At 70.0% G+C, this 19,745-nt stretch carries 16 protein-coding genes, 1 tRNA gene and 1 pseudogene; 14 read left to right on the top strand and 4 right to left on the bottom strand.

Annotation, left to right across the window (positions count from 1 at the left end; translation table 11 throughout):
• The first annotated feature begins 187 nt into the window (after positions 1-187).
• From V7050_RS07220 to V7050_RS07185, 8 genes are all read left to right on the top strand, one after another.
• Entirely contained in the window at positions 188-1,615 is a 1,428-nt protein-coding gene (locus V7050_RS07220; protein WP_324364798.1) for an APC family permease, read from the top strand.
• Positions 1,616-1,912: 297 nt separating this feature from the next.
• The gene (locus V7050_RS07215; protein ID WP_324364800.1) at positions 1,913-2,953 is read left to right on the top strand and encodes a rod shape-determining protein; all 1,041 of its coding nucleotides are present in this window, start codon (positions 1,913-1,915) and stop codon (positions 2,951-2,953) included.
• A 62-nt stretch (positions 2,954-3,015) separates the two neighbouring features.
• On the top strand, positions 3,016-3,921 hold the full coding sequence (gene mreC / locus V7050_RS07210) for a rod shape-determining protein MreC (protein ID WP_324364802.1): 906 nt from the start codon (positions 3,016-3,018) through the stop codon (positions 3,919-3,921).
• Positions 3,918-4,448, top strand: coding sequence for a rod shape-determining protein MreD (mreD, locus tag V7050_RS07205; protein WP_324364804.1), 531 nt, complete (start codon positions 3,918-3,920; stop codon positions 4,446-4,448). Before mreC ends, mreD begins: the two co-directional genes overlap by 4 nt.
• Entirely contained in the window at positions 4,445-6,382 is a 1,938-nt protein-coding gene (gene mrdA / locus V7050_RS07200; protein WP_324364806.1) for a penicillin-binding protein 2, read from the top strand. The genes mreD and mrdA overlap by 4 nt, the downstream gene beginning before the upstream one ends.
• On the top strand, positions 6,379-7,527 hold the full coding sequence (gene rodA, locus V7050_RS07195) for a rod shape-determining protein RodA (protein WP_324364808.1): 1,149 nt from the start codon (positions 6,379-6,381) through the stop codon (positions 7,525-7,527). Before mrdA ends, rodA begins: the two co-directional genes overlap by 4 nt.
• 529 nt (positions 7,528-8,056) lie before the next feature.
• Entirely contained in the window at positions 8,057-8,407 is a 351-nt protein-coding gene (locus V7050_RS07190; RefSeq protein WP_324364811.1) for a hypothetical protein, read from the top strand.
• Between the two features lie 235 nt (positions 8,408-8,642).
• Positions 8,643-9,635 (top strand): 2-hydroxyacid dehydrogenase, encoded by a 993-nt coding sequence (locus V7050_RS07185; RefSeq protein WP_324364813.1) that lies wholly within the window; start codon positions 8,643-8,645, stop codon positions 9,633-9,635.
• Here the strand turns inward: V7050_RS07185 and V7050_RS07180 are convergent.
• On the bottom strand, positions 9,629-10,429 hold the full coding sequence (locus V7050_RS07180) for an SseB family protein (protein WP_324364815.1): 801 nt from the start codon (positions 10,427-10,429) through the stop codon (positions 9,629-9,631). The genes V7050_RS07185 and V7050_RS07180 overlap by 7 nt on opposite strands.
• Before the next feature lie 10 nt (positions 10,430-10,439).
• Positions 10,440-11,063, bottom strand: coding sequence for a uracil-DNA glycosylase family protein (locus V7050_RS07175; protein WP_324374245.1), 624 nt, complete (start codon positions 11,061-11,063; stop codon positions 10,440-10,442).
• 241 nt (positions 11,064-11,304) lie between these two features.
• Between V7050_RS07175 and kdsA the strand changes: the two genes are divergently transcribed.
• The 3 genes from kdsA to V7050_RS07160 all read left to right on the top strand — a co-directional run bounded on the left by kdsA (position 11,305) and on the right by V7050_RS07160 (position 13,724).
• On the top strand, positions 11,305-12,147 hold the full coding sequence (kdsA, locus tag V7050_RS07170; RefSeq protein WP_324369987.1) for a 3-deoxy-8-phosphooctulonate synthase: 843 nt from the start codon (positions 11,305-11,307) through the stop codon (positions 12,145-12,147).
• A gap of 13 nt (positions 12,148-12,160) precedes the next feature.
• Positions 12,161-13,609, top strand: coding sequence for a phosphomannomutase/phosphoglucomutase (locus tag V7050_RS07165; RefSeq protein ID WP_324374243.1), 1,449 nt, complete (start codon positions 12,161-12,163; stop codon positions 13,607-13,609).
• A 40-nt stretch (positions 13,610-13,649) separates the two neighbouring features.
• Positions 13,650-13,724: transfer RNA gene (locus V7050_RS07160), tRNA-Gln, on the top strand.
• Positions 13,725-14,061: 337 nt separating this feature from the next.
• Here the strand turns inward: V7050_RS07160 and V7050_RS07155 are convergent.
• A pseudogene (locus V7050_RS07155) lies at positions 14,062-15,252 on the bottom strand (IS256 family transposase).
• A 415-nt stretch (positions 15,253-15,667) separates the two neighbouring features.
• Between V7050_RS07155 and V7050_RS07150 the strand changes: the two are divergent.
• Complete coding sequence (locus V7050_RS07150) at positions 15,668-16,471, top strand: pyrroline-5-carboxylate reductase family protein (RefSeq protein ID WP_324374241.1); 804 nt, start codon at positions 15,668-15,670, stop codon at positions 16,469-16,471.
• 123 nt (positions 16,472-16,594) lie between these two features.
• On the opposite strand, the gene V7050_RS07145 is transcribed toward V7050_RS07150, so the two are convergent.
• On the bottom strand, positions 16,595-18,631 hold the full coding sequence (locus tag V7050_RS07145; RefSeq protein WP_324374239.1) for an NADH:flavin oxidoreductase: 2,037 nt from the start codon (positions 18,629-18,631) through the stop codon (positions 16,595-16,597).
• A 146-nt stretch (positions 18,632-18,777) separates the two neighbouring features.
• On the opposite strand from V7050_RS07145, the gene V7050_RS07140 reads away from it, so the two are divergent.
• The gene (locus V7050_RS07140; RefSeq protein ID WP_324374237.1) at positions 18,778-19,419 is read left to right on the top strand and encodes a TetR/AcrR family transcriptional regulator; all 642 of its coding nucleotides are present in this window, start codon (positions 18,778-18,780) and stop codon (positions 19,417-19,419) included.
• 43 nt (positions 19,420-19,462) lie between these two features.
• Positions 19,463-19,745, top strand: a 283-nt coding sequence (locus V7050_RS07135) for a proline racemase family protein (protein WP_324410423.1), incomplete at its 3' end; no start/stop codon positions are given.

Below are 19,745 nucleotides of genomic sequence, written 5' to 3'. Positions count from 1 at the left end.
CCTTCCGCGCCGCCCGCCGGTCCCCTGTCGCGAAACTGACGTCTTCCAATCGAACGGCGATTGAGGCAGCCTGCCGCAAGTGAACGGTTGACGATTACGCGGTTCTCGCGTCCGCCCGGCGCCTCCGCATGCGCGGAAGCGGCCGCGATCGGACCGGCAGCAAATTTCCGAACGAGGGGTCGGGGTGATGTCACAAGGCAATTTCGTACGTGTTCTCAACAACAAGGAGGTGCTGGCGCTCGCCTTCGGCGCGATGATCGGCTGGGGCTGGGTGGTGCTGGCGGGCGGCTGGGTGCAATCGGCCGGGGCGCTCGGCGCGATGCTCGCCTTCGCCATCGGCGGGGTGGCGGTGATCCTGATCGGCCTGACCTATGCCGAACTCGCCGCCGCCATGCCGCTGACCGGCGGCGAGCATGTCTACAGCCACCGCGCCTTCGGGATGGGCGGGTCCTTCCTCTGCACCTGGGCGATCATCCTGGGCTATATCTCGGTCGTGGCCTTCGAGGCGGTGGCGCTGCCGACGGTCATCGAGCATCTCTTCCCCAACTACAAGGTCGGGCTGATGTGGACCTTCGCCGGGTCGGAGGTCTATTTCACCTGGGCGCTGGTCGGGATGGTCGGCGCGGTGGTCATGACCTGGATCAACATCCTCGGCATCAAGTCGAGCGCGCTGCTGCAGAAGGTCGTGACGCTCCTGATCCTGGTCGTCGGCATCATGCTGATCACCGGGGCGCTCTTCAACGGCGAAGGCGCCAACATGGAGCCGCTCTTCGTCAGCGGCGCCAAGGGCATGCTGGCGGTGCTGATCATGACGCCCTTCATGTTCGTGGGCTTCGACGTCATCCCGCAGGCGGCCGAGGAGATCGACCTGCCCTACAAGCAGATCGGCCGGATCCTGGTGATCTCGGTGGTGATGGCGGTGGCCTGGTACATCGCCATCATCCTGGCGGTGTCGCTGGCCCTGTCGGCGGAGGAATCCGCGGCCTCGACCCTGGCCGCGGCCGACGCCATGACCACGGTCTTCGGCGGCTCCTGGGCCGGCAAGCTCCTGGTGCTGGCCGGGATCGGCGGCATCATCACCAGCTGGAACGCGTTTCTCGTCGGCGGCAGCCGCGCGATCTACGCCATGGCGCATGCCCGCATGCTGCCGGCCTTCCTCGGCCGGATGCACCCCAGGTACAACACCCCCGTCAACGCCATCCTGATGGTCGGCGCGCTCTCGGTGATCGCGCCGCTCTTCGGCCGCGGGGCGCTGGTCTGGCTGGTCGATGCCGGCGGCCTGGGGATCGTGGTCGCCTATGCCGCGGTGGCCGCCTCGTTCCTCGTGCTGCGCAGGCGCGAGCCGGAGATGAACCGGCCCTTCTACGTGCGCAACGGCATGGCGGTCGGATATGGCGCGCTGATCCTCGCGGTCGGGATCATCTTCCTCTACATGCCCGGCAGCCCCGCGGCGCTGGTCTGGCCCTATGAATGGGCGATCGCCGGCGGCTGGGCGGTGATCGGCCTCGGCTTCTACCTCTGGGCGCGCGCGGTGCATCCGGGGGAATCCGCGCAAGTCGTCTCGCAGGAGCTCCGCACCGGCCATTCCGACAAGGAGGATCCGGTGACCGCCTGAGCCCCCTGCCCGGCGCGAAGCGGCCCCTGCGGCCTCGCGCCGGGCGCCGGAAACCCGTTGCACCGGCCCCGCTGCCGCCCGCCGCGGCCCACGGCTCTCCGGCCCGCGAAAGCGGGGCGCGAAGCCGTGCAATTGCGCAACAGTTCAACTCAAAGTTGTAAAAAAAAGCCTTCCTGCACCCGCTCCGGCTTGACGGGGCCTTTACGCTGAGTTTCGCGGCGGCCTATATGGATCGGGCGTCCCGGCGCGCAAGGAAGCGACGACGACAACCCGGTTCGAGGTCGAAGGGCAAAGCGCATGATCGGCGGATTGAGAGGCCTTTTTTCGTCCGACATGGCGATCGATCTCGGCACGGCGAATACCCTCATCTACATCAAGGGCAAGGGCATCGTGCTCAACGAGCCCTCGGTGGTCGCCTATTCGGTCAAGGACGGCAAGAAGCGCGTGCTCGCGGTCGGCGAGGAGGCCAAGCAGATGCTCGGCCGCACCCCCGGCTCGATCCAGGCGATCCGGCCCCTGCGCGACGGCGTCATCGCCGATTTCGACGTCGCCGAGGAGATGATCAAGCATTTCATCCGCAAGGTGCACCGCGGCGGCGGCTGGGCCAAGCCCAAGATCCTCGTCTGCGTGCCCCATGGCGCCACCCCGGTCGAGAAGCGCGCCATCCGCGAGAGCGTCATGGCCGCGGGCGCGCGCAAGGCCGGCCTGATCTCCGAGCCGATCGCCGCGGCCATCGGCGCCGGCATGCCGATCGCCGAGCCCACCGGCAACATGGTCGTGGACATCGGCGGCGGCACCACCGAGGTGGCGGTGCTCTCGCTCGGCGACGTGGTCTATGCCCGCAGCGCGCGGGTCGGCGGCGACCGCATGGACGAGGCCATCGTCAGCTACCTGCGCCGCCAGCACAATCTCCTGATCGGCGAATCGACCGCCGAGCGGCTCAAGACCGAGATGGGGACCGCGCGCATGCCCGACGACGGCGTCGGCGGGCGGATCGACGTGCGCGGGCGGGACCTGCTCAACGGCGTGCCCAAGGAGATGGAGATCACCCAGGCCCAGATCGCCGAGGCGCTGTCGGAGACCGTGCAGACCATCGTCGAGGCGGTGATGACCGCGCTGGAGCAGACCCCGCCGGACCTCGCCGCCGACATCGTCGACCGCGGCGTGATGCTCACCGGCGGCGGCGCCCTGCTCGGCGATCTCGACCTCGCTCTCCGCGAGCAGACCGGGCTCGCGATCACCGTGGCGGAGGATCCGCTGAACTGCGTGGCGCTCGGGACCGGCAAGTCGCTCGAATTTGAAAGCCAGCTTTCCCATGTGCTAGAATACGGAACCTGAGGCGGGCGCGAGATCCGTCCGGGCGGGCCGCCGCTCGGCCCAGCCAGAGGCATAGACACGGCGTGGCGTTGGGCAAAGATTCCGATCCCGATTACTTCGGCAGCCTGCGCAGACTGCTGATCCTGATTTCCGCCGGTCTCCTGCTGGCGCTCTTCCTGGTCTGGCGCATCGACAACGCCCGGGTGGAGCAGTTCCGCGTCACCCTGCTCGACCGCGTCACCCCCGGCTTCGAATGGACCCTGCGCCCGGTCGCGGCGACGGCGCGCATGATCGCGGATCTGCGGGCCTGGCGCCGGGTCTACCAGCAGAACGAGGAGCTGCGCCGCGAGGTCCAGCGCATGCAGGGCTGGCGCGAGGCGGCGCTGCAGCTGGAGCAGAAGAACGCCCGGCTGCTCGCGCTCAACAACGTCCGGCTCAATCCGCGCCTGACCTACGTGACGGCCGAGGTGATGGCCGATGCCGGCAGCCCCTTCCGCCGCTCGGCCATGGTCAATGTCGGCCGCGCCGACGGCGTCTCGGACGGCTCCACCGTGGTCGACGGCCTCGGGCTCGTCGGTCGCATCGCCGGGGTCGGCGAGCGCTCGGCCCGGGTCATCCTGCTCACCGACGCCTCGAGCCGGGTGCCCGGCGTGGTCCTGCCCTCCGGGCAGCGGGTGATGGTCTCGGGCGACAACAGCGTCGCGCCGCCGCTCGACTTCGTCGGCCAGGCCGAGGCGCTGCGGCCCGGCGACCGGGTCGTCTCCACCGGCGACGGCGGGCTCTATCCGCCGGACATCCTGATCGGGCGCGTGACGCTCGGCGCCGACGGGCGCCAGCGCCTGCGGCCCGCCGCCGACTACCGCCGCCTCGATTTCGTGCGCGTGCTGCGCCGCGCCCCGCCCGCGGTGATCGACGGCCCCGGCGAGATCATCGGCCCGCTGGCGGCGCAGCCCGACCTCCCCCCCGCTCCCCCGGAGGCGGCGCAGTGAGCGGCGCGCGCGCCCTGTCGCGCCCGGCCCGCACCGGCCTGCTGCTGCTGCTCGGCGTGGTGGCGATCCATGCCGCGCTGATCCCGCTCGGCCCCGGCGGCATGCTGGTGCCGCCGGATCTGCTCTATTGCCTGGTCATCGCCTGGGTGCTGCGCGCGCCCGACGCCCCCCCGGTCTGGCTGCTCGTCGGGCTCGGCCTCGCGGCGGACATCCTGCTGTCGCGCCCGATCGGCCTCGGCGCGCTCGGGCTGCTGCTCGCGGCGGAGGTCGCCGGCCGCAACCGGGCCTCGCTCCGCGGCCTTCCCTTCCCCGCCGAATGGACCGCGGCCGCGATCGGCTACGGCCTGATCCTCGCAGGCATCTACGCCGCCCTGCGCCTCACCTTCGCCGAGGCGCCGCCGCCCTACGACCTGCTGCGCTATCTCGTGGCGACCGCGCTCGCCTATCCGCTGGTCGCGCTGGCCGTCGCCTGGGGCGTGCGGCTCCACGCGGGCGAACGGACGTCGCCGCGGGAGCGGCCGACATGAGGCGCCCCGCCGACGCACCCCCGCCCCGCATCACCCGCCGCGGCCTGATGCTGCTGGGGCTCCAGTTCGGGGTGATCGGCACGCTCGGCTGGCGCATGCGCGACCTCCAGATCCTCCAGAACGAGAAATACCGCCTGCTCGCCGAGGAGAACCGCATCAACATCCGGCTGCTGCCGCCGGCCCGCGGCACCATCCTCGACCGCGACGGCCGCCTGCTCGCCGGCAACCGCCAGAACTACCGCATCGTGATGGTGCGCGAGCAGGCCGGCGACCCGGCGGCGGTGCTCGCGCGCCTCGCGACGATCATCGACCTGCCGCAGGAGGCGCGCGACCGCGTGCTGCGCGAGATGATGGCGCGCAGCGCCTTCGTGCCGGTGGTCGTCGCCGAGCATCTCTCCTGGGACGACGTGGTGCGCGTGGCCGCCAATTCGCCGGTCCTGCCCGGCGTCGAGCCGGAGGTGGGGCTCAGCCGCTTCTACCCCGACGGCCCGAGCACCGCGCATGTGGTCGGCTATGTCGGGCCGGTCTCCGAGCGCGACCTCGAGAAGCTCGAGGATCCCGACCCGGTGCTGCAGATCCCCCGCTTCCAGATCGGCAAGACCGGGGTCGAGCAGCGGCTCGAGCCGCTCCTGCGCGGCCATGCCGGCAACCAGCGCATCGAGGTCAGCGCCGCGGGCCGGGTCATGCGCGAGCTCGGCCGCACCGAGGGCCAGTCCGGCCGGGACGTGAACCTCACCATCGACGCGGAGCTCCAGATCTACGCCATGCAGCGCATGGAGCGCCAGAGCGCGGCCGCGGTGGTGATCGACGTGCGGAACGGCGACATCATGGCGCTGGCCTCGGCGCCGGGCTTCGATCCCAGCAGCTTCGTCTTCGGCATCCGCTCGGGCGAATGGAACGCGCTCCTGAACGACGAATACCGCCCGCTCTCGAACAAGACCGTCGCCGGCACCTATCCGCCGGGCTCGACCTTCAAGATGTGCGTGGCGCTCGCCGCGCTCGAGACCGGCGCGGCCGGGCCCGGCGACACCGTCTTCTGCGGCGGCTCGACCACCCTCGGCCGGCGGCGCTTCCATTGCTGGAAGCATGGCGGCCACGGCACCGTCGACATGCGCCGCAGCCTCTCGCAATCCTGCGACGTCTATTATTACGAGATGGCCCGAAGGGTCGGCCCCGACGCCATCTCCGCCATGGCCCACAAGCTCGGCCTCGGCATCGCCCACGACCTGCCCATGCCGGCGGTGGCCGAGGGCAACATGCCCGACGCCGAATGGAAGAAGATCCACCGCAGCGAGAAATGGACCACCGGCGACAGCTTCAACTACGGGATCGGCCAGGGCTTCACGCTCGCCTCGCCGCTGCAGCTCGCCGTCTATACGGCCCGCATCGCCGGCGGGCGCAGCATCCAGCCGCGGCTGCTGCGCGCGGTGGGCGGCGCGCCGGTCGAGATCCCCGCCGCCGAGCCGCTGGCGATCGCGCCGAGGCATCTCGAGATTGTGCGCGGCGGCATGTTCGCCGTCTCGAACGAAGGCACCGCCTATCGCTCGCGCTTCGTCGATCCCGAGAACCTCATGGCCGGCAAGACCGGCACCAGCCAGGTCCGCAACATCACCGCCGCCGAGCGCGCCGCGGGCGTGACCAGGAACGAGCAGCTGCCCTGGAACCGCCGCGACCACGCGCTCTTCGTCGCCTTCGCGCCCTTTGACAATCCCCGCTACGCCATCGCCCAGATCGTCGAGCACGGCGGCGGCGGCTCGGCGGCCGCCGCCCCCATCGCCCGCGACATCCTCGGCTTCGCGCTCTACGGCGGCCCGGCGCCGCTCAGCGCCTATCCGCCCGAGCAGCGCGGCGCGATCGAGGAGGAGCGCGCCGCCCGGCCGCCCCAGAGCGAGCCCGACGCGAGCGCGGCCGCACCGGCCCGGGACCGGGCATGAGCGCCTTCGACAGCGCCCGCGGCGCGACCCCGCGCGGCGTGGCCAAGCTGCTCGCGCTCAACTGGGCGCTGATCCTGCTGCTCGCGGCGGTGGCCGCCACCGGCTTCCTGATGCTCTATTCCGTGGCCGGCGGCGCGCTCCAGCCCTGGGCGCGGCCACAGATGATCCGCTTCGGCATCGGCATCGCGGCGATGATCGGCATCGCCATGATCCACATCCGCTTCTGGCGGGCGATCGCGCCCCTCGCCTATCTCGGCACCTTCGCGCTGCTGATCCTCGTGGAGATCATGGGCGAGATCGGCATGGGCGCGCAGCGCTGGATCGACCTCGGCTTCTTCCAGCTCCAGCCCTCGGAGCTGATGAAGATCGCCCTCGTCATGGCGCTCGCGGCCTATTACGACCGGCTCGACCCGGCCAGGGTCTCCCGGCCGCTCTGGGTGATCCTGCCGCTCCTGCTGATCCTCGCGCCGACGGCACTGGTGCTCAAGCAGCCCGACCTCGGCACGGCGCTGCTCCTGCTGATGGGCGGCGGCGCGGTGATGTTCCTCGCGGGCGTCAGCCTCTGGTACTTCGCCGCGGCGCTGGCCGGCGGGGCCGGGCTTGTCACCACGGTGCTGAAATCCCAGGGCACCGACTGGCAATTGCTCGAGGATTACCAGTTCCGCCGCATCTTCACCTTCCTCGACCCCTCCGCCGATCCGCTCGGCGCGGGCTATCACATCACCCAGGCCAAGATCGCCATGGGATCGGGCGGGCTCGCCGGGCGCGGCTACATGCAGGGCACCCAGAGCCGGCTCAACTTCCTGCCCGAGAAGCACACCGATTTCATCTTCACCACGCTCGCCGAGGAATTCGGCTATCTCGGCACCATGACGCTGCTCGCGCTCTACACGCTGATCATCATCTTCTGCATCGTCTCGGCGATCTCGAACCGCGACCGCTTCGGCGCGCTGCTGACCGCCGGCATCGCGGTGACCTTCTTCCTCTTCTTCTCGGTCAACATGGGCATGGTCATGGGGCTGATGCCGGTGGTGGGCGTGCCGCTGCCGCTCGTCTCCTACGGCGGCTCGGCGATGCTGGTGCTTCTCGCGGCCTTCGGCCTCGTCCAGAGCGCCCATGTCCACCGCCCGAAAGCGCGGGACTGAGAGCAGCCGCCCCTACGCCTCCCCGACGCCCTGTCCCGTGCGGGACTTCCGGACACGGCCGTGTGCTACACCACCTCCATTTTCACGGCCGTGCGCCAGCACGGCCTGCGCCTGCCTGCCCCCCGCCCGGCGCACGCAGCGTTGCAACTAACTGAAACGCATGGTCTTTCCCCCCCCAAGACCCGCGGGTTGCGCGTGCGCCCGCCCAGGCAGGCGCAGGCCGTGCCTCGACCGCCGCCGCGATACACCCCGTGGCTATCCCAAGGTCCGGGACAGATCCCTGCCGACTACAAGGGCTCGCAGAAAGATCATCGCAGCGCTCCGGCAATATCCACCCCGATCTCGCGCCCGTGTCTTGCTCGATCGCCTCGTTGACCTGCGCCGCTTGTCGCGCCGCCGGCACATTCCGGCCGCGAATACTGAAAGACCCTGTTTGGCAATACTTTAGTAACATTTGAGGCAAATAACGTGCCTGCCAGGTCGCGATCCCGCCGGCAGACAAACCAGCTCTCAGGAGGAGTGTTCACGCATGCCCGCCCCGACTCTGAAGGACCTTCTGGTCCGCATCCGGGCCCTCGAAGCGGCCACCGTCAAGCTGATCGCCGCGAGCGCGGCGCCGAAGAAGGAGGCGAAGGCCGCCAAGGCCAAGGCGCCGGCCAAGGCCAAGGCCGCGGCCAAGGCCAAGGCTCCCGCCAAGGCCGCCAAGGCGCCGGCGAAGGCTGCCAAGCCCGCCAAGGCGCCGGCGAAGACCGCCGCCAGGACGCCGGCCAAGGCCCGCGCCAGGACCGGGATCCCCGCCATGGCCAATGGCAAGGCGCCCGCCTCGATGGTGGCCAAGGCCCCGGCCCGGAGCAAGGCGCCGGCCAGCGCCATCAACTGAACCCGCGGCGCGCCGCAGGCGCGCGCGCCGGTTCCGGGACACGGGACCCCGTCGCTCCACCGGCGACGGGGTCTCGCCTTTCTCGGGCCCGCCCGCGCCATGCCAAATCCGCCCGTTGCGGGATTTCGGCTTCTGATCGCCCCGATTGCACGGTAGGATTGCTTGCGATCGAGTTAACGCGGGGTGGAACATTGTTTCATATCAGATACTTGGCCTTTCGTGCGCGCGCGCACGGATGCGGCTGGCCCGCGCGGTCGGCAGACAATCGCTTCGCCCGGAGGCGGCGCTGAGCCGGCCGCGCGTCCTCTTCTCGGCGCCGCCCGAGCACTGGCCGCTCTGGCGGCCGCATCTCTATGCCGCCCTGGCCGAGGCCGGGATCGAGGCCGACCTCACCGACGATCCGGCGGGGCCCTGGACCTTCGACTACGTGGTCTATCGCCCCGGCGGCCCGGTCGACGACTTCACGCCCTTCACCCGGCTCAAGGCCGTGCTCAGCCTCTGGGCCGGCGTGGAGGACATCGTCGGCGACCCGAGCCTGAACGTGCCGCTCTGCCGCATGGTCGACGAGGGGCTGACGCTCGGCATGATCGACTGGGTGACCGGCCATGTGCTGCGCCACCACCTCGGCCTCGACGCGCATCTCGCCGGCCAGGATGGCATCTGGCGCAACGGCATCGTGCCGCCGCTCGCCCGCGACCGGCGCGTGGGCGTGCTCGGCCTCGGCGCCATCGGCGGCGCAGTGGCCACGGCGCTGGCGCGGTTCGGCTTCGCCACCGAAGGCTGGAGCCGCCGCCCGAAGGAGGTCGCCCATGTCGCCACCCGGTCCGGCGAGGCGGGGCTCGACGCCCTGCTCGGCTCGAGCGAGATCCTCGTCACCCTCCTGCCCGCCACCCCGGAGACCGAGGACCTGCTCGACGCCGCCCGCCTCGCCCGGCTGCCGCGCGGCGCCGTGCTGATCAATCCCGGCCGCGGCAGCCTGATCGACGACGCGGCCCTTCTCGCCGCCCTCGACCGCGGCGACCTCGCCCATGCCACGCTCGACGTCTTCCGCATCGAGCCCCTGCCCCCGGAACATCCCTTCTGGGCGCATCCGAAGGTGACGGTGACGCCGCATATCGCCTCGGAGACCCGGCCCGCGACCGCCACCCTCGCGATCGCCGAGAACATCCGCCGGGGCGAGAGCGGCCTGCCCTTCCGGCATCTCGTCGACCGCGACCGCGGCTATTGAGGCGTGCCCCGGCGCAGGATCGGCGGCCGCTCCGGATCGCTTCCCGGCCCGCGCCGCACCGGGGCCGGCGCCTCCGCCCGCCGCGGCAGGTCGAACCGCCGGCCGGCCGCGGCGATCGCCCGGGCCGCCGCGCCGCCCTCCGCCGGGAAGGTCACGTCGAGCGCCCCCGCTTCCGCGCCCGAGAAGCGCAGGGCCTCCGCCACCGCCGCCGCCACCTCGGCCCGCGCCGGTTCCGGCACGCCGGTGAGCGCGAGCAGCATGCCCTCGCTGCCATCTCCATGCCGGGCCGTCGCCAGATGCGCCGATCCGATCAGCGCCGCCATGGCCGCGAGCTTGATCCCCAGCGCCTCGATCAGCGCCGCGGGCAGCGGGCCCGGCGGCGCGAAGCCGCGCAGCATGCCCTCGCCCGGGACGGGCGGCTCCGCCGCCATCGCCGCCAGCCAGTCGACCGCCGCCGCCGGCAGGAGCGCCGAGGAGGGCGCCACGCCGAGATTGATCCCCAGCCCGACCCCCTGCCCCGCCAGCAGCCCCAGGATCCGCCGCCCCGAGAGCGCCGCATAGGGTGCGGGTGCCTCCAGGAACGCCGCCAGCCGCTCGTCCCGGTCGAAGACCAGCGCCACCGGCCCGGTCTCCAGCGCGAAGACCTCCGGCTTCAGCCTCCCGCCGGCCGCCTCCTCGCGCAGGAGCAGGAAGAGCTCCGCATCCAGAAGCCGCTCGTGGAAGCGCAGCCGCAACCGTTCGTCCTCCGGCATCGCCTCGTGGGCGCGATAGGCGCGATCGAGCGGGGTCTCCATGGCGCAGCTCCTATCCCGGCGCGAGCGCCGTGGAAACCCTCGCGCGCAGCTCCGGCACGAGCTCCGCCGCGAACCAGGGATTGCGCTTCAGCCAGCCGCTGTTGCGCCAGGAGGGATGCGGCAGCGGCAGCACCCCCTCGGGCCAGCTCCGCCAGGCGCGCACGGTCGCGGTCACCGCCCTGGCGCCGGACCCCAGGTGCCAGCGCTGCGCATGGCCGCCGATCAGCAGCGTCAGCCGGATCCCCGGCATCGCCGCCAGCGCCGCCCGGCGCCATGTCTCCGCGCAGACCCGCGGCGGCGGCAGGTCCGAGCTCTGCGCGTCATAGCCGGGAAAGCAGAAGGCCATGGGCAGCACCGCGAAGCGCCTCCGGTCGTAGAAGGCCGCGCGGTCCACCCCCATCCAGTCCCGCAGCCGGTCGCCCGACGCATCGTCGAAGGGCCGCCCGAGCGCATGGACCCGGGCCCCGGGCGCCTGCCCGGCGATCAGGATCGGCGCTTCCGCCGAAAGCCAGGGCACCGGCCGCGGCGCATGCGCCGTGGCGGTCGCCGCGAAGGCCTCCGCACAGATCCGGCAGGCGCGAATCCTCGCCTCGATCTCCGCCACCGCATCCCCGCCCAGCCCCGTCGGCGCCATGCCCCCTCCCTCCGCCAGGTCGCTCCGCGCAGGAGCCGCCCCGTCGCAGGGTCCGGGCGCGGCAACGCTGCAACGGGGCCCGCGAGGCTACCAACCGGGCACCCGGCGATCAAGGCGGGGGCCCGGCGGGCGGAGCCTCGCCGCGGCACCCGGGCGGCATGGGACGGGATCGGCACGCTTTACAGCCCCGGCCGCGCCGGGCTATCGCTGCAGGCGCGTCTGCGCCTAGGATCCCTGCCCCATGTCTGATGCCAGAACCGTAGCGATCGGCGAGCTCCGCGTCTCGAACGCGGCGCCCCTCACCCTGATCGGCGGACCCTGCCAGCTCGAGGGCCTCGATCATGCGCTCGCCATCGCGGGCAGGCTGGCGGAGGCCTGCGCCGCCGCCGGGGCCGGCTTCATCTTCAAGGCCTCCTACGACAAGGCCAACCGCACCGCGCTCGCCGCCAGGCGCGGCATGGGCCGCGATGCCGGGCTCGAGGTGCTCGCCACCGTCCGCGCCCGCATCGGCTGCCCCGTGCTGACGGATGTCCATCTTCCCGAAGACTGCGCCCCAGTTGCCGAGGCGGTCGACGTGCTCCAGATCCCTGCCTTCCTCTGCCGCCAGACCGACCTGCTTCTCGCCGCCGGCAAGACCGGCGCGGCGATCAACGTCAAGAAGGGCCAGTTCCTCGCGCCCTGGGACATGGCCCATGTCGCGGCCAAGATCGCCTCCACCGGCAACGACCGCATCCTGCTCTGCGAGCGCGGCGCGAGCTTCGGCTACAACGCCCTGGTCGCGGACATGCGCAGCCTGCCCGTCATGGCGCGCACCGGCTATCCGGTGGTGATGGACGCGACCCATTCGGTCCAGCAGCCGGGTGGCCAGGGAAGCTCCTCCGGCGGCCAGCGCGAATTCGCCCCGGTCATGGCGAGGGCGGCCGTGGCGCTCGGCGTCGCCGCGGTCTTCATCGAGACCCATCCCGACCCCGACCACGCGCCTTCCGACGGGCCGAACATGGTCTTCCTCGACGCCATGCCGGCGCTGATCGCCGATCTCATGGCCTTCGACCGCCTCGCCAAGTCCCGCCCCCTTGCCGTCTGACGGGAGCAGAGCCATGCCGGCACGCATCGCAGCCTCGGGTTTTCGTGAATACGATGCGCGCTGGCGCTATCCCGAAGAGATCGACCGCGCCGGGATGCACCTCCTCGGCCTCGGCCTCGGCACCCAGATGCGCCGCCGCGGGCTCGATCCGGCGATCGCCGTCGGCCACGACCTGCGCAGCTATTCGCCGGAGGTCGCCGAGGCCCTCGTCGCCGGGCTGATCGAGGCGGGGGTCGCGGTGCAGGACATCGGCCTGGCCCTGACCCCGATGGCCTATTTCGCCCAGATCCACCTCGGCCTGCCCGCCGTGGCCATGGTCACCGCGAGTCACAACCCCAACGGCTGGACCGGCGTCAAGATGGGCTTCGAGGCCCCGCTCACCCATGCGCCGGAGGACATGGCAGAGCTGCGCGACATCGTGCTTTCGGGTGCCGTGGAATCGCGGCCCGGCGGCACGCGCCGCCCCGTCGAGGGCCTGCGCGAGGCCTATCTCGCCGATCTCGCCGGGGACCTGCGCCTGTCGCGCCCGCTGCGCGCGGTCTGCGCCACCGGCAACGGCACCGCCGGCGCCTTCGCGCCGGAGCTCCTCGCCCGGATCGGCGTCGAGGTCATCCCGCGCCATACCACCCTCGATCCCACCTTCCCGCATTACAATCCCAATCCCGAAGCGCTCGAGATGCTGCACGACATGGCCGATGCCGTCCGCGAGAGCGGCGCCGATCTGGCCATCGGCCTCGACGGCGACGGCGATCGCTGCGGCATCGTCGACGGCGCGGGCCGCGAGATCTTCGCCGACAAGATCGGCCTCCTGCTCGCCCGCGACCTAGCGCGCACCCATCCGGGCGCGCGCTTCGTCGTGGACGTGAAATCGACCGGGCTCTTCGCCACCGACCCGGAGCTCGCCGCCGCCGGGGCGCATACCGAATACTGGAAGACCGGCCACAGCCACATGAAGCGGCGGCTGCATGCCACCGGCGCGCTGGCGGGATTCGAGAAATCCGGCCATGCCTTCTTCGGCCCGCCAGTGGGACGGGGCTACGATTGCGGGCTGCGCACGGCGATCGAGGTCTGCCGGCTCCTCGACCGCAACCCGCGCCGGAGCCTCGCCGATCTCGTCGCCGCATTGCCCGCGAGCTGGATCACGCCCACGCTCTCGCCCGCCTGTCCAGACGGCGAGAAATACGCCGTCGTCGAACGCCTGACCGCGCGCCTGCAGGCCATGGCGGCCAGGGGCGGAACCCTCGGCGGCCAGAAGATCACCGGCGTCCTGACCGTAAACGGCGCCCGCGCCGGGCTCGCAGACGGCGGCTGGGCGCTCATCCGCGCCTCCTCCAACACCCCCAATCTCGTGGTGGTCTGCGAGAGCCTCGCCTCGGAGGCGCAGATGCGCGCCATCTTCGGCGACCTCAACGCCCTGATCCGCACCGAGCCTTCCGTCGGCGCCTACGACCAGGCCCTTTGAGCTTGTGATGGCGCCGCCGAATTACTAGAAGGCCCGCGTTTGGGGCGTCGCCAAGCGGTAAGGCAACGGTTTTTGGTACCGTCATTCGGAGGTTCGAATCCTCCCGCCCCAGCCAGCTCCCTAACCGAACCCGTTCTCCGTTCGGTCGCGCCGTCGAAAAATCTTGTTGTTTTCGAACGTTGTAGCCGATGGTCTGTTGACCTCAATCCGAGCGCGAGGCGCTGAGGAGGGTTTCTCTGGCCCGTCCTTCTCCGAACCTGTTCACTTCATGAAAACGGTCAACAGGTTCGGGCCATTGATTTTGCGAAGAAAATTCGCCTCATCTTGCGGCCAAGTTAGATACGGACTTTGGGGGTGCGGTGGTGGCCGTCCTCCAACTATTTCGTGTTTGGCGTGATAGTGTCCCACGGCGTGGTGTAAGATCGCCGACCCTCGGAGAGGTTCGAAGCTGATCAGGTCGCCACGGCGGGCAGCCTGACGGTTGGATTGTCGGTGACGCGGGCGAGGGTTTCAAGCGACATGTAGCGCCGCGCGACGGTCCATTCGTCGTTGGTCTCCAGCATCAGCGCGGCGACAAGGCGGATGATGGCGTCGTCGTTGGGAAAGATGCCGATCACGTCGGCCCGCCGCTTGATCTCGCGGTTCACCCGTTCAAGTGGGTTCGTCGATGCGATCTGGGCGCGGTGCTCGCCGGGGAAGTCCATGTAGGCGAGGACGTCATCGCGGGAGCCATCCATGAAGGCGCCGAGCTTTTCGACCTTCTCGCGCAATGCGTTGGCGACGGCCTCCCATTGGGCCTCGGCGTCGGCCTTGGTTTCCTGGGCGAAGATCGTCTTCAGCATCGCCGCCACCGCCGTGCGCTGCTTGGCCGGCGCATGTGCCAGCGCGTTTCGCATCCAGTGAACGCGGCATCTCTGGTGGGTGGCGTTGAAGACCCGCCGGGCAGCTGCGCGGAGCCCCTTGCGGTCGTCGGCGATCACCAGCTTCACCCCGCGCAGGCCGCGGTCGGCCAGAGACCGCAGGAAGCCGGTCCAGAACGTCTCGGCCTCGGAGGGGCCTGTGGCGACGCCCAGAACGTCGCGCTTGCCGTCCTCGTTGACCGCCACGGCCACTATCACGGCACGGCTGACGATCCGACCGCTCTCACGGACTTTGAGGTAGGTGGCATCGAGCCAGAGATAGGGCCACGCCCCCTCCAGCGGGCGGGAGAGAAAAGCGTTCACGCGCTCGTCGATCTCGGCGCAGAGGCGGCTGACCTGCTCTTGGACATGCCACCCGCGCCCATGGCCTTGACCAGATCATCGACCGAGCGCGTCGAGATGCCGTGAACATAAGCTTCCTGGATCATCGCCACGAGCGCCTTCTCGGCGGTGCGGCGTGGTTCGAGGAAGCTTGGGAAGTAGCTTGCGCAACTTCGGGATCTCCAGCGCAATCCTGCCCGCCCGGGTATCCCAGTCGCGGTCGCGGTATCCATTGCGCTGAACCTCCCGCATCGGCGTGCGTGCGCCCTTGGTCGCGCCCGTCCGCACCTCCACCTCGGCCTCCATTATCCGCTCAGCCGCGAAGGCCAGCATCTCGCGCACGAGATCACCATCGGCCTGCTTCTCAACCAGCTCGATCAGCGCCATTCTCTCATCGGTCATCGTCGTCTCCGTTCTCGGTTCAAGGGGGCGCAACCCGAACCTTCTTCGAAAATCGGCGATGACCGCCAGCGTCACCCACGGCCGCGTGCTGCGCTACGCCGAAGGCTCCGCGCGCGGCCTCCTACACCATCACCGGGGACACAGCCTTTGGCGTTGCTACGCGGTGCGCGAAGGTCCCCCACAGTCCCGTCTCTGGTCGTCCGGTAAAAGTGGTGTAACCTGCGACGATTGCGCTGGCGGGGTTTCGTCGGCGACGGCGGTCTCACGGCAGAAGTCTCCTTGGGGGATTGCCGCATGGAGTCGCGGGATTCCTCATCGAGGCGTCGCTCTGTTCGCCGTCGCGATCTCGACCGCATGTCGCGCGGGGCTTCCGCGCAAGTGGGTGCCCCCGCAGCCCGCAGACAAGGAGGACAGAATGAGCACAGGCGCGCGCATCGGAATCATCGGTGGCAAAGGCTGGATCGGCGGTGCCATCGCGCGCGCCGTGGTCGCCGCGAAACTCATTCCGCCTGGCGATCTCACCCTTTCGTGCCGCGGCGACCCGCCCGGCTGGCTGCCTGACGTGCACTGGACGCGTGACAACCAGGCGCTCGCAGACCGCTCCCATGTGTTGATCCTCTCGGTCCGCCCGCAGGACTGGCCAAGCATCGAGGTCAGGGCGCCAGGCAAGCTGGTCATCTCCGTCATGGCCGGGGTGACGCTCGCCGACATCGCGGCGCGGCTTGGCACGGCGCGCGTCGTCCGCGCGCTACCCAATGCGGCCCTCGAGGTCGGACAATCCTACACCCCGTGGATTGCGGCCGAGCAGGTGACCGAACTGGACCGCGCCGCGATTCGCCGTCTCCTGGACAGCTTCGGCTCCGGCGACGAGGTCGGAACTGAGGCAGAGATCGACTATATGACTGGTCTCTCCGGCACCGGCCCTGCGTATCCGGCGCTCCTGGCCGTCGCGATGATGCGCGACGCGGTAGCCAATGGGTTACCAAAGGAGGTCGCCCGCCGCGCCGCCGTGGCGGTCCTGGTCGGGACCGGCCGGCTCCTGGAGAAAACTGGCGAGGCCCCCGAAGATATCGTGGCCGCGTTCGTAGAATACCGTGGCGTCACAGCGGCCGCCATTCAGGCGATGCAGGCGTCGGGCTTCGACGCCGCTGTGTCCGCTGGCCTGTCAGCCGCCTTGCAAGCCTCGCATGCGCTAAGCGCGTCCGAGCCGTTCCAGTAGGAAGACGCCTCCGCTCGTTGAATCGGACAAGGTGCGATCAGCTGCTTCGATACTCGCGGCAGCCGGCGGCGCGACATTCGGTTGCGACGCGGTCGTGACGGGGGGCCGGGATAGAACGCGGCCTCAGATTCCTTTGAGGAGCCGCAGCGCGTCGTAGATCGCCGCGTGGGTGTTGCGGGCCGCGACCGCGTCGCCGATCCTGAAGAGCTGGAAGGTGCCCCCGGGGTTGCGGACCGCGGACTGCGGGCGGCCGGCGATTAGGTCGTCGTGCGACATCTCGCCGTGGTTCCGCGAGGCGGGCTTCAGGTCGAAGTAGAGGTCGTCAAGCGGGATAGTGCCGTGGTTCACGACCACCTGGTCGACCTCGCGTTCGCGGCGGACACCGCCGTAGTCGCTGCCAACATGGGCGACCAGCCGGTTGCCATGCCGCGCGACCGCTTCCAGCCGCCACGTCACGGTGAAGGTGGCGTCGAGCTCCTGCAGGCTGCGCATGTAGGGCACAAGGTTCATCGCCATGACTTCGGGCGCGAAGGACCGGTCCGGGGTCATGATCTCGACCTTCGCGCCGGTCGCCGCGATGATCTCCGAAGCCTGAAGGCCGGCGTGATCGCCGGCGTCGTCGAAGACCAGAACCTCACGACCCGGCTTCACATCGCCCGAGATAATGTCCCATGCCGAGACCACGAGCTCGTTGCCTTCGCTGAGGATCTCGGTGTGCGGCATGCCGCCGGTCGCGACGATGACGACGTCCGGGCTCTCGGCCAGCACATCGTCGGCCTCGGCCCAGGCGTTGAAGCGGAACTTGACGCCGAGGCGCTCGCAGCGAGCCATGCGCCAGTCGACGATCGCGATCATCTCGCGCCGCCGCTCGCTCCGGGCGGTCAGCCGGATCTGGCCGCCGGGATCCGCCGCCGCCTCGAAGACCAGCGTGTCGTGGCCGCGCTCGCCGGCGACCCGTGCCGCCTCGAGGCCGGCCGGGCCGCTGCCGACGACGACGACTTTCTTCCGCGTCTCCGCCTTCGGGATGACGTGCGGCATCGAGGTCTCGCGACCGGTGGACGGGTTGTGGATGCAGTAGGCCGCGCCGCCCTGGTAGATGCGGTCGAGGCAGTAGTTGGCGCCGACGCAGGGCCGGATCTCGTCCTCGCGGCCCTCGATGATCTTGCGCACGATATGCGGGTCGGCCATGTGCGCCCGGGTCATGCCGACCATGTCGACCTTGCCGGCGGCGATGGCGTGACGCGCGGTGGCGACATCGGAGATCTTCGCGGCGTGAAACGTGGGGAAGTTCGTCGCCTCCCGAATCTCGCCGGCGAAATCGAGATGCGGAGCGTTCCTCATCCCCTGGATCGGGATCACGTCGGTCAGGCCGGCGTCGGTGTCGATATGTCCGCGAACGACGTTGAAAAAGTCGACGAGGCCACTCTCGGTCAGCTTCTTCGAGATCGCGAGCCCGTCGGCCATACCGAACCCGCCCTCCATGGTCTCGTCGCAACTGTGGCGAACACCGACAAGGAAGTCCGGGCCGACCCGCTCGCGGATCGCGCGGAGCACGTCGAAAGCAAAGCGCAGGCGATTGTCGAGCGTGCCGCCATACGGGCCATCGAGATCGTTGGTCGCCGGCGACCAGAACTGGTCCATCAGGTGGCCGTAGGCTTCGAGCTCGATCCCGTCCATGCCGCCCGCCTTCATGCGCTCGGCGGCGTCGGCGTAGTCCCCGACGATCCGTTCGATGTCCCAGTCCTCGATCTTTTTCGGGAAGGCGCGATGCGCCGCTTCCCGCCGGTGCGAGGGTGAGACGATCGGCAGCCAGTCGCCCGTGTCCCAGCGGGTGCGACGCCCGAGATGGGTGAGCTGGATCATCACCGCGGCGCCCGCCTCGTGCACCGCGTCCGTCAGATCCTTCATCCACGGCACGATCTCGTCCTTGTAGACGAGCAGGTTGTTGAAGACCGGCGGGCTGTCCTTGGACACCGCGGCGGAGCCTGCGGTCATAGTCATTGCGACGCCGCCTCGCGCCCGCTCGACGTGATAGGCGCGGTAGCGCGCCTTCGGCATGCCGTCCTCGGGATAGGCCGGCTCGTGCGCGGTCACGATGATCCGGTTCCGGAGCGTCAGGTGCTTGAGCTGGTAGGGCGTGAGCAAGGCGTCGGTCGACATCCCCGATTCCCCGTCTGGCTGTGCGATGCACGGACTGATACGGGAAATGTCCAGTACCGTCAAGATCGAGAACGCATATGTAGTTCTGGCAGACATTCATGAACATTATCGTTGTCACGACGTGGAGGATCGGCTAGCGTCCCGACATGGAACAGGCTCTCCCCGACAGCGGCTGGCGCGGCTCCCCGGAGCTCTGGCTCGACGCCGCCTACCAGGCGCTGATCGATGGCGGGGTCGACGCGGTGAAGGTTCAACCTCTCGCCAAGCGGCTGAAGCTCTCGCGGACCAGCTTCTACTGGTTCTTCAAGGACCGCGAGGAGCTCTTGCAGGCGCTGGTGGCCCGCTGGCGCGACAAGAACACGGGCAGCATCGTGCGGCAGACGGAGGCCTACGCCGAATCGATCGCCGAGGCGATGCTTAACGTTTTTGACTGCTGGCACGACAACGACCTCTTCGACTCCCAGTTCGAGTTCGCCGTGCGCAGCTGGGCGCTGCAATCGCCGGAGGTCCTCGCTGGAGTGCGCGCCGCCGACCGGACCCGCCTGGAAGCGCTGACCCGGATGCTCGTGCGCTTCGGCCAGGGCCCCGAGGCCGCGGACGTCGCGGCCCGCACCGTCTACCTCGTGCAGATCGGCTACATCTCGATGCAGACCGACGAGAGCACCGCCGAGCGCATGGCCCGCGTCGCGGGCTACGTCACGATCTTCACCGGTCGCAAGCCGAAGCAGCGCGAGTTGGACCGGTTCTTCGCCAGGCGAGGCTTCGTGCCATCCCCCGCGACCCCCTGACTACGCAGCAGCGCCGCACCCCGGTTCCCGGAGAAACCACCCGATGCGCAGCAGCAAGACCATCCATGTGATCTCGGCCCACGCCGAGGGCGAGGTCGGCGACGTCATCGTCGGTGGCGTCACCCCGCCTCCCGGCGTCACTCTCTGGGAACAGCGCCGCTGGATCGCCGAGGATGAGACCCTGCGGAACTTCGTGCTGAACGAACCGCGTGGCGGCGTCTTCCGCCACGTCAACCTGCTCGTGCCGCCGAAGCACCCGGAGGCGGATGCGGCCTTCATCATCATGGAGCCCGAGGACACGCCGCCGATGTCGGGCTCGAACTCGA

The sequence above is a fragment of the Amaricoccus sp. genome (assembly GCF_036846665.1).
Taxonomy (GTDB): domain Bacteria; phylum Pseudomonadota; class Alphaproteobacteria; order Rhodobacterales; family Rhodobacteraceae; genus Amaricoccus.
Note: the sequence above shows the minus strand (reverse complement) of the source record. Positions and strands in the feature narration are given on the sequence as shown.

Excerpts from the sequence above, each read along its gene's own strand:
- V7050_RS07220 (WP_324364798.1), top strand. The coding sequence starts at position 188 with ATGTCACAAGGCAATTTCGTACGTGTTCTCAACAACAAGGAGGTGCTG.
- V7050_RS07215 (WP_324364800.1), top strand. The coding sequence starts at position 1,913 with ATGATCGGCGGATTGAGAGGCCTTTTTTCGTCCGACATGGCGATCGAT.
- mrdA (WP_324364806.1), top strand. The coding sequence starts at position 4,445 with ATGAGGCGCCCCGCCGACGCACCCCCGCCCCGCATCACCCGCCGCGGC.
- rodA (WP_324364808.1), top strand. The coding sequence starts at position 6,379 with ATGAGCGCCTTCGACAGCGCCCGCGGCGCGACCCCGCGCGGCGTGGCC.
- V7050_RS07190 (WP_324364811.1), top strand. The coding sequence starts at position 8,057 with ATGCCCGCCCCGACTCTGAAGGACCTTCTGGTCCGCATCCGGGCCCTC.
- V7050_RS07185 (WP_324364813.1), top strand. The coding sequence starts at position 8,643 with ATGCGGCTGGCCCGCGCGGTCGGCAGACAATCGCTTCGCCCGGAGGCG.
- V7050_RS07180 (WP_324364815.1), bottom strand. The coding sequence starts at position 10,429 with ATGGAGACCCCGCTCGATCGCGCCTATCGCGCCCACGAGGCGATGCCG.
- V7050_RS07175 (WP_324374245.1), bottom strand. The coding sequence starts at position 11,063 with ATGGCGCCGACGGGGCTGGGCGGGGATGCGGTGGCGGAGATCGAGGCG.
- kdsA (WP_324369987.1), top strand. The coding sequence starts at position 11,305 with ATGTCTGATGCCAGAACCGTAGCGATCGGCGAGCTCCGCGTCTCGAAC.
- V7050_RS07165 (WP_324374243.1), top strand. The coding sequence starts at position 12,161 with ATGCCGGCACGCATCGCAGCCTCGGGTTTTCGTGAATACGATGCGCGC.
- V7050_RS07150 (WP_324374241.1), top strand. The coding sequence starts at position 15,668 with ATGAGCACAGGCGCGCGCATCGGAATCATCGGTGGCAAAGGCTGGATC.
- V7050_RS07145 (WP_324374239.1), bottom strand. The coding sequence starts at position 18,631 with ATGTCGACCGACGCCTTGCTCACGCCCTACCAGCTCAAGCACCTGACG.
- V7050_RS07140 (WP_324374237.1), top strand. The coding sequence starts at position 18,778 with ATGGAACAGGCTCTCCCCGACAGCGGCTGGCGCGGCTCCCCGGAGCTC.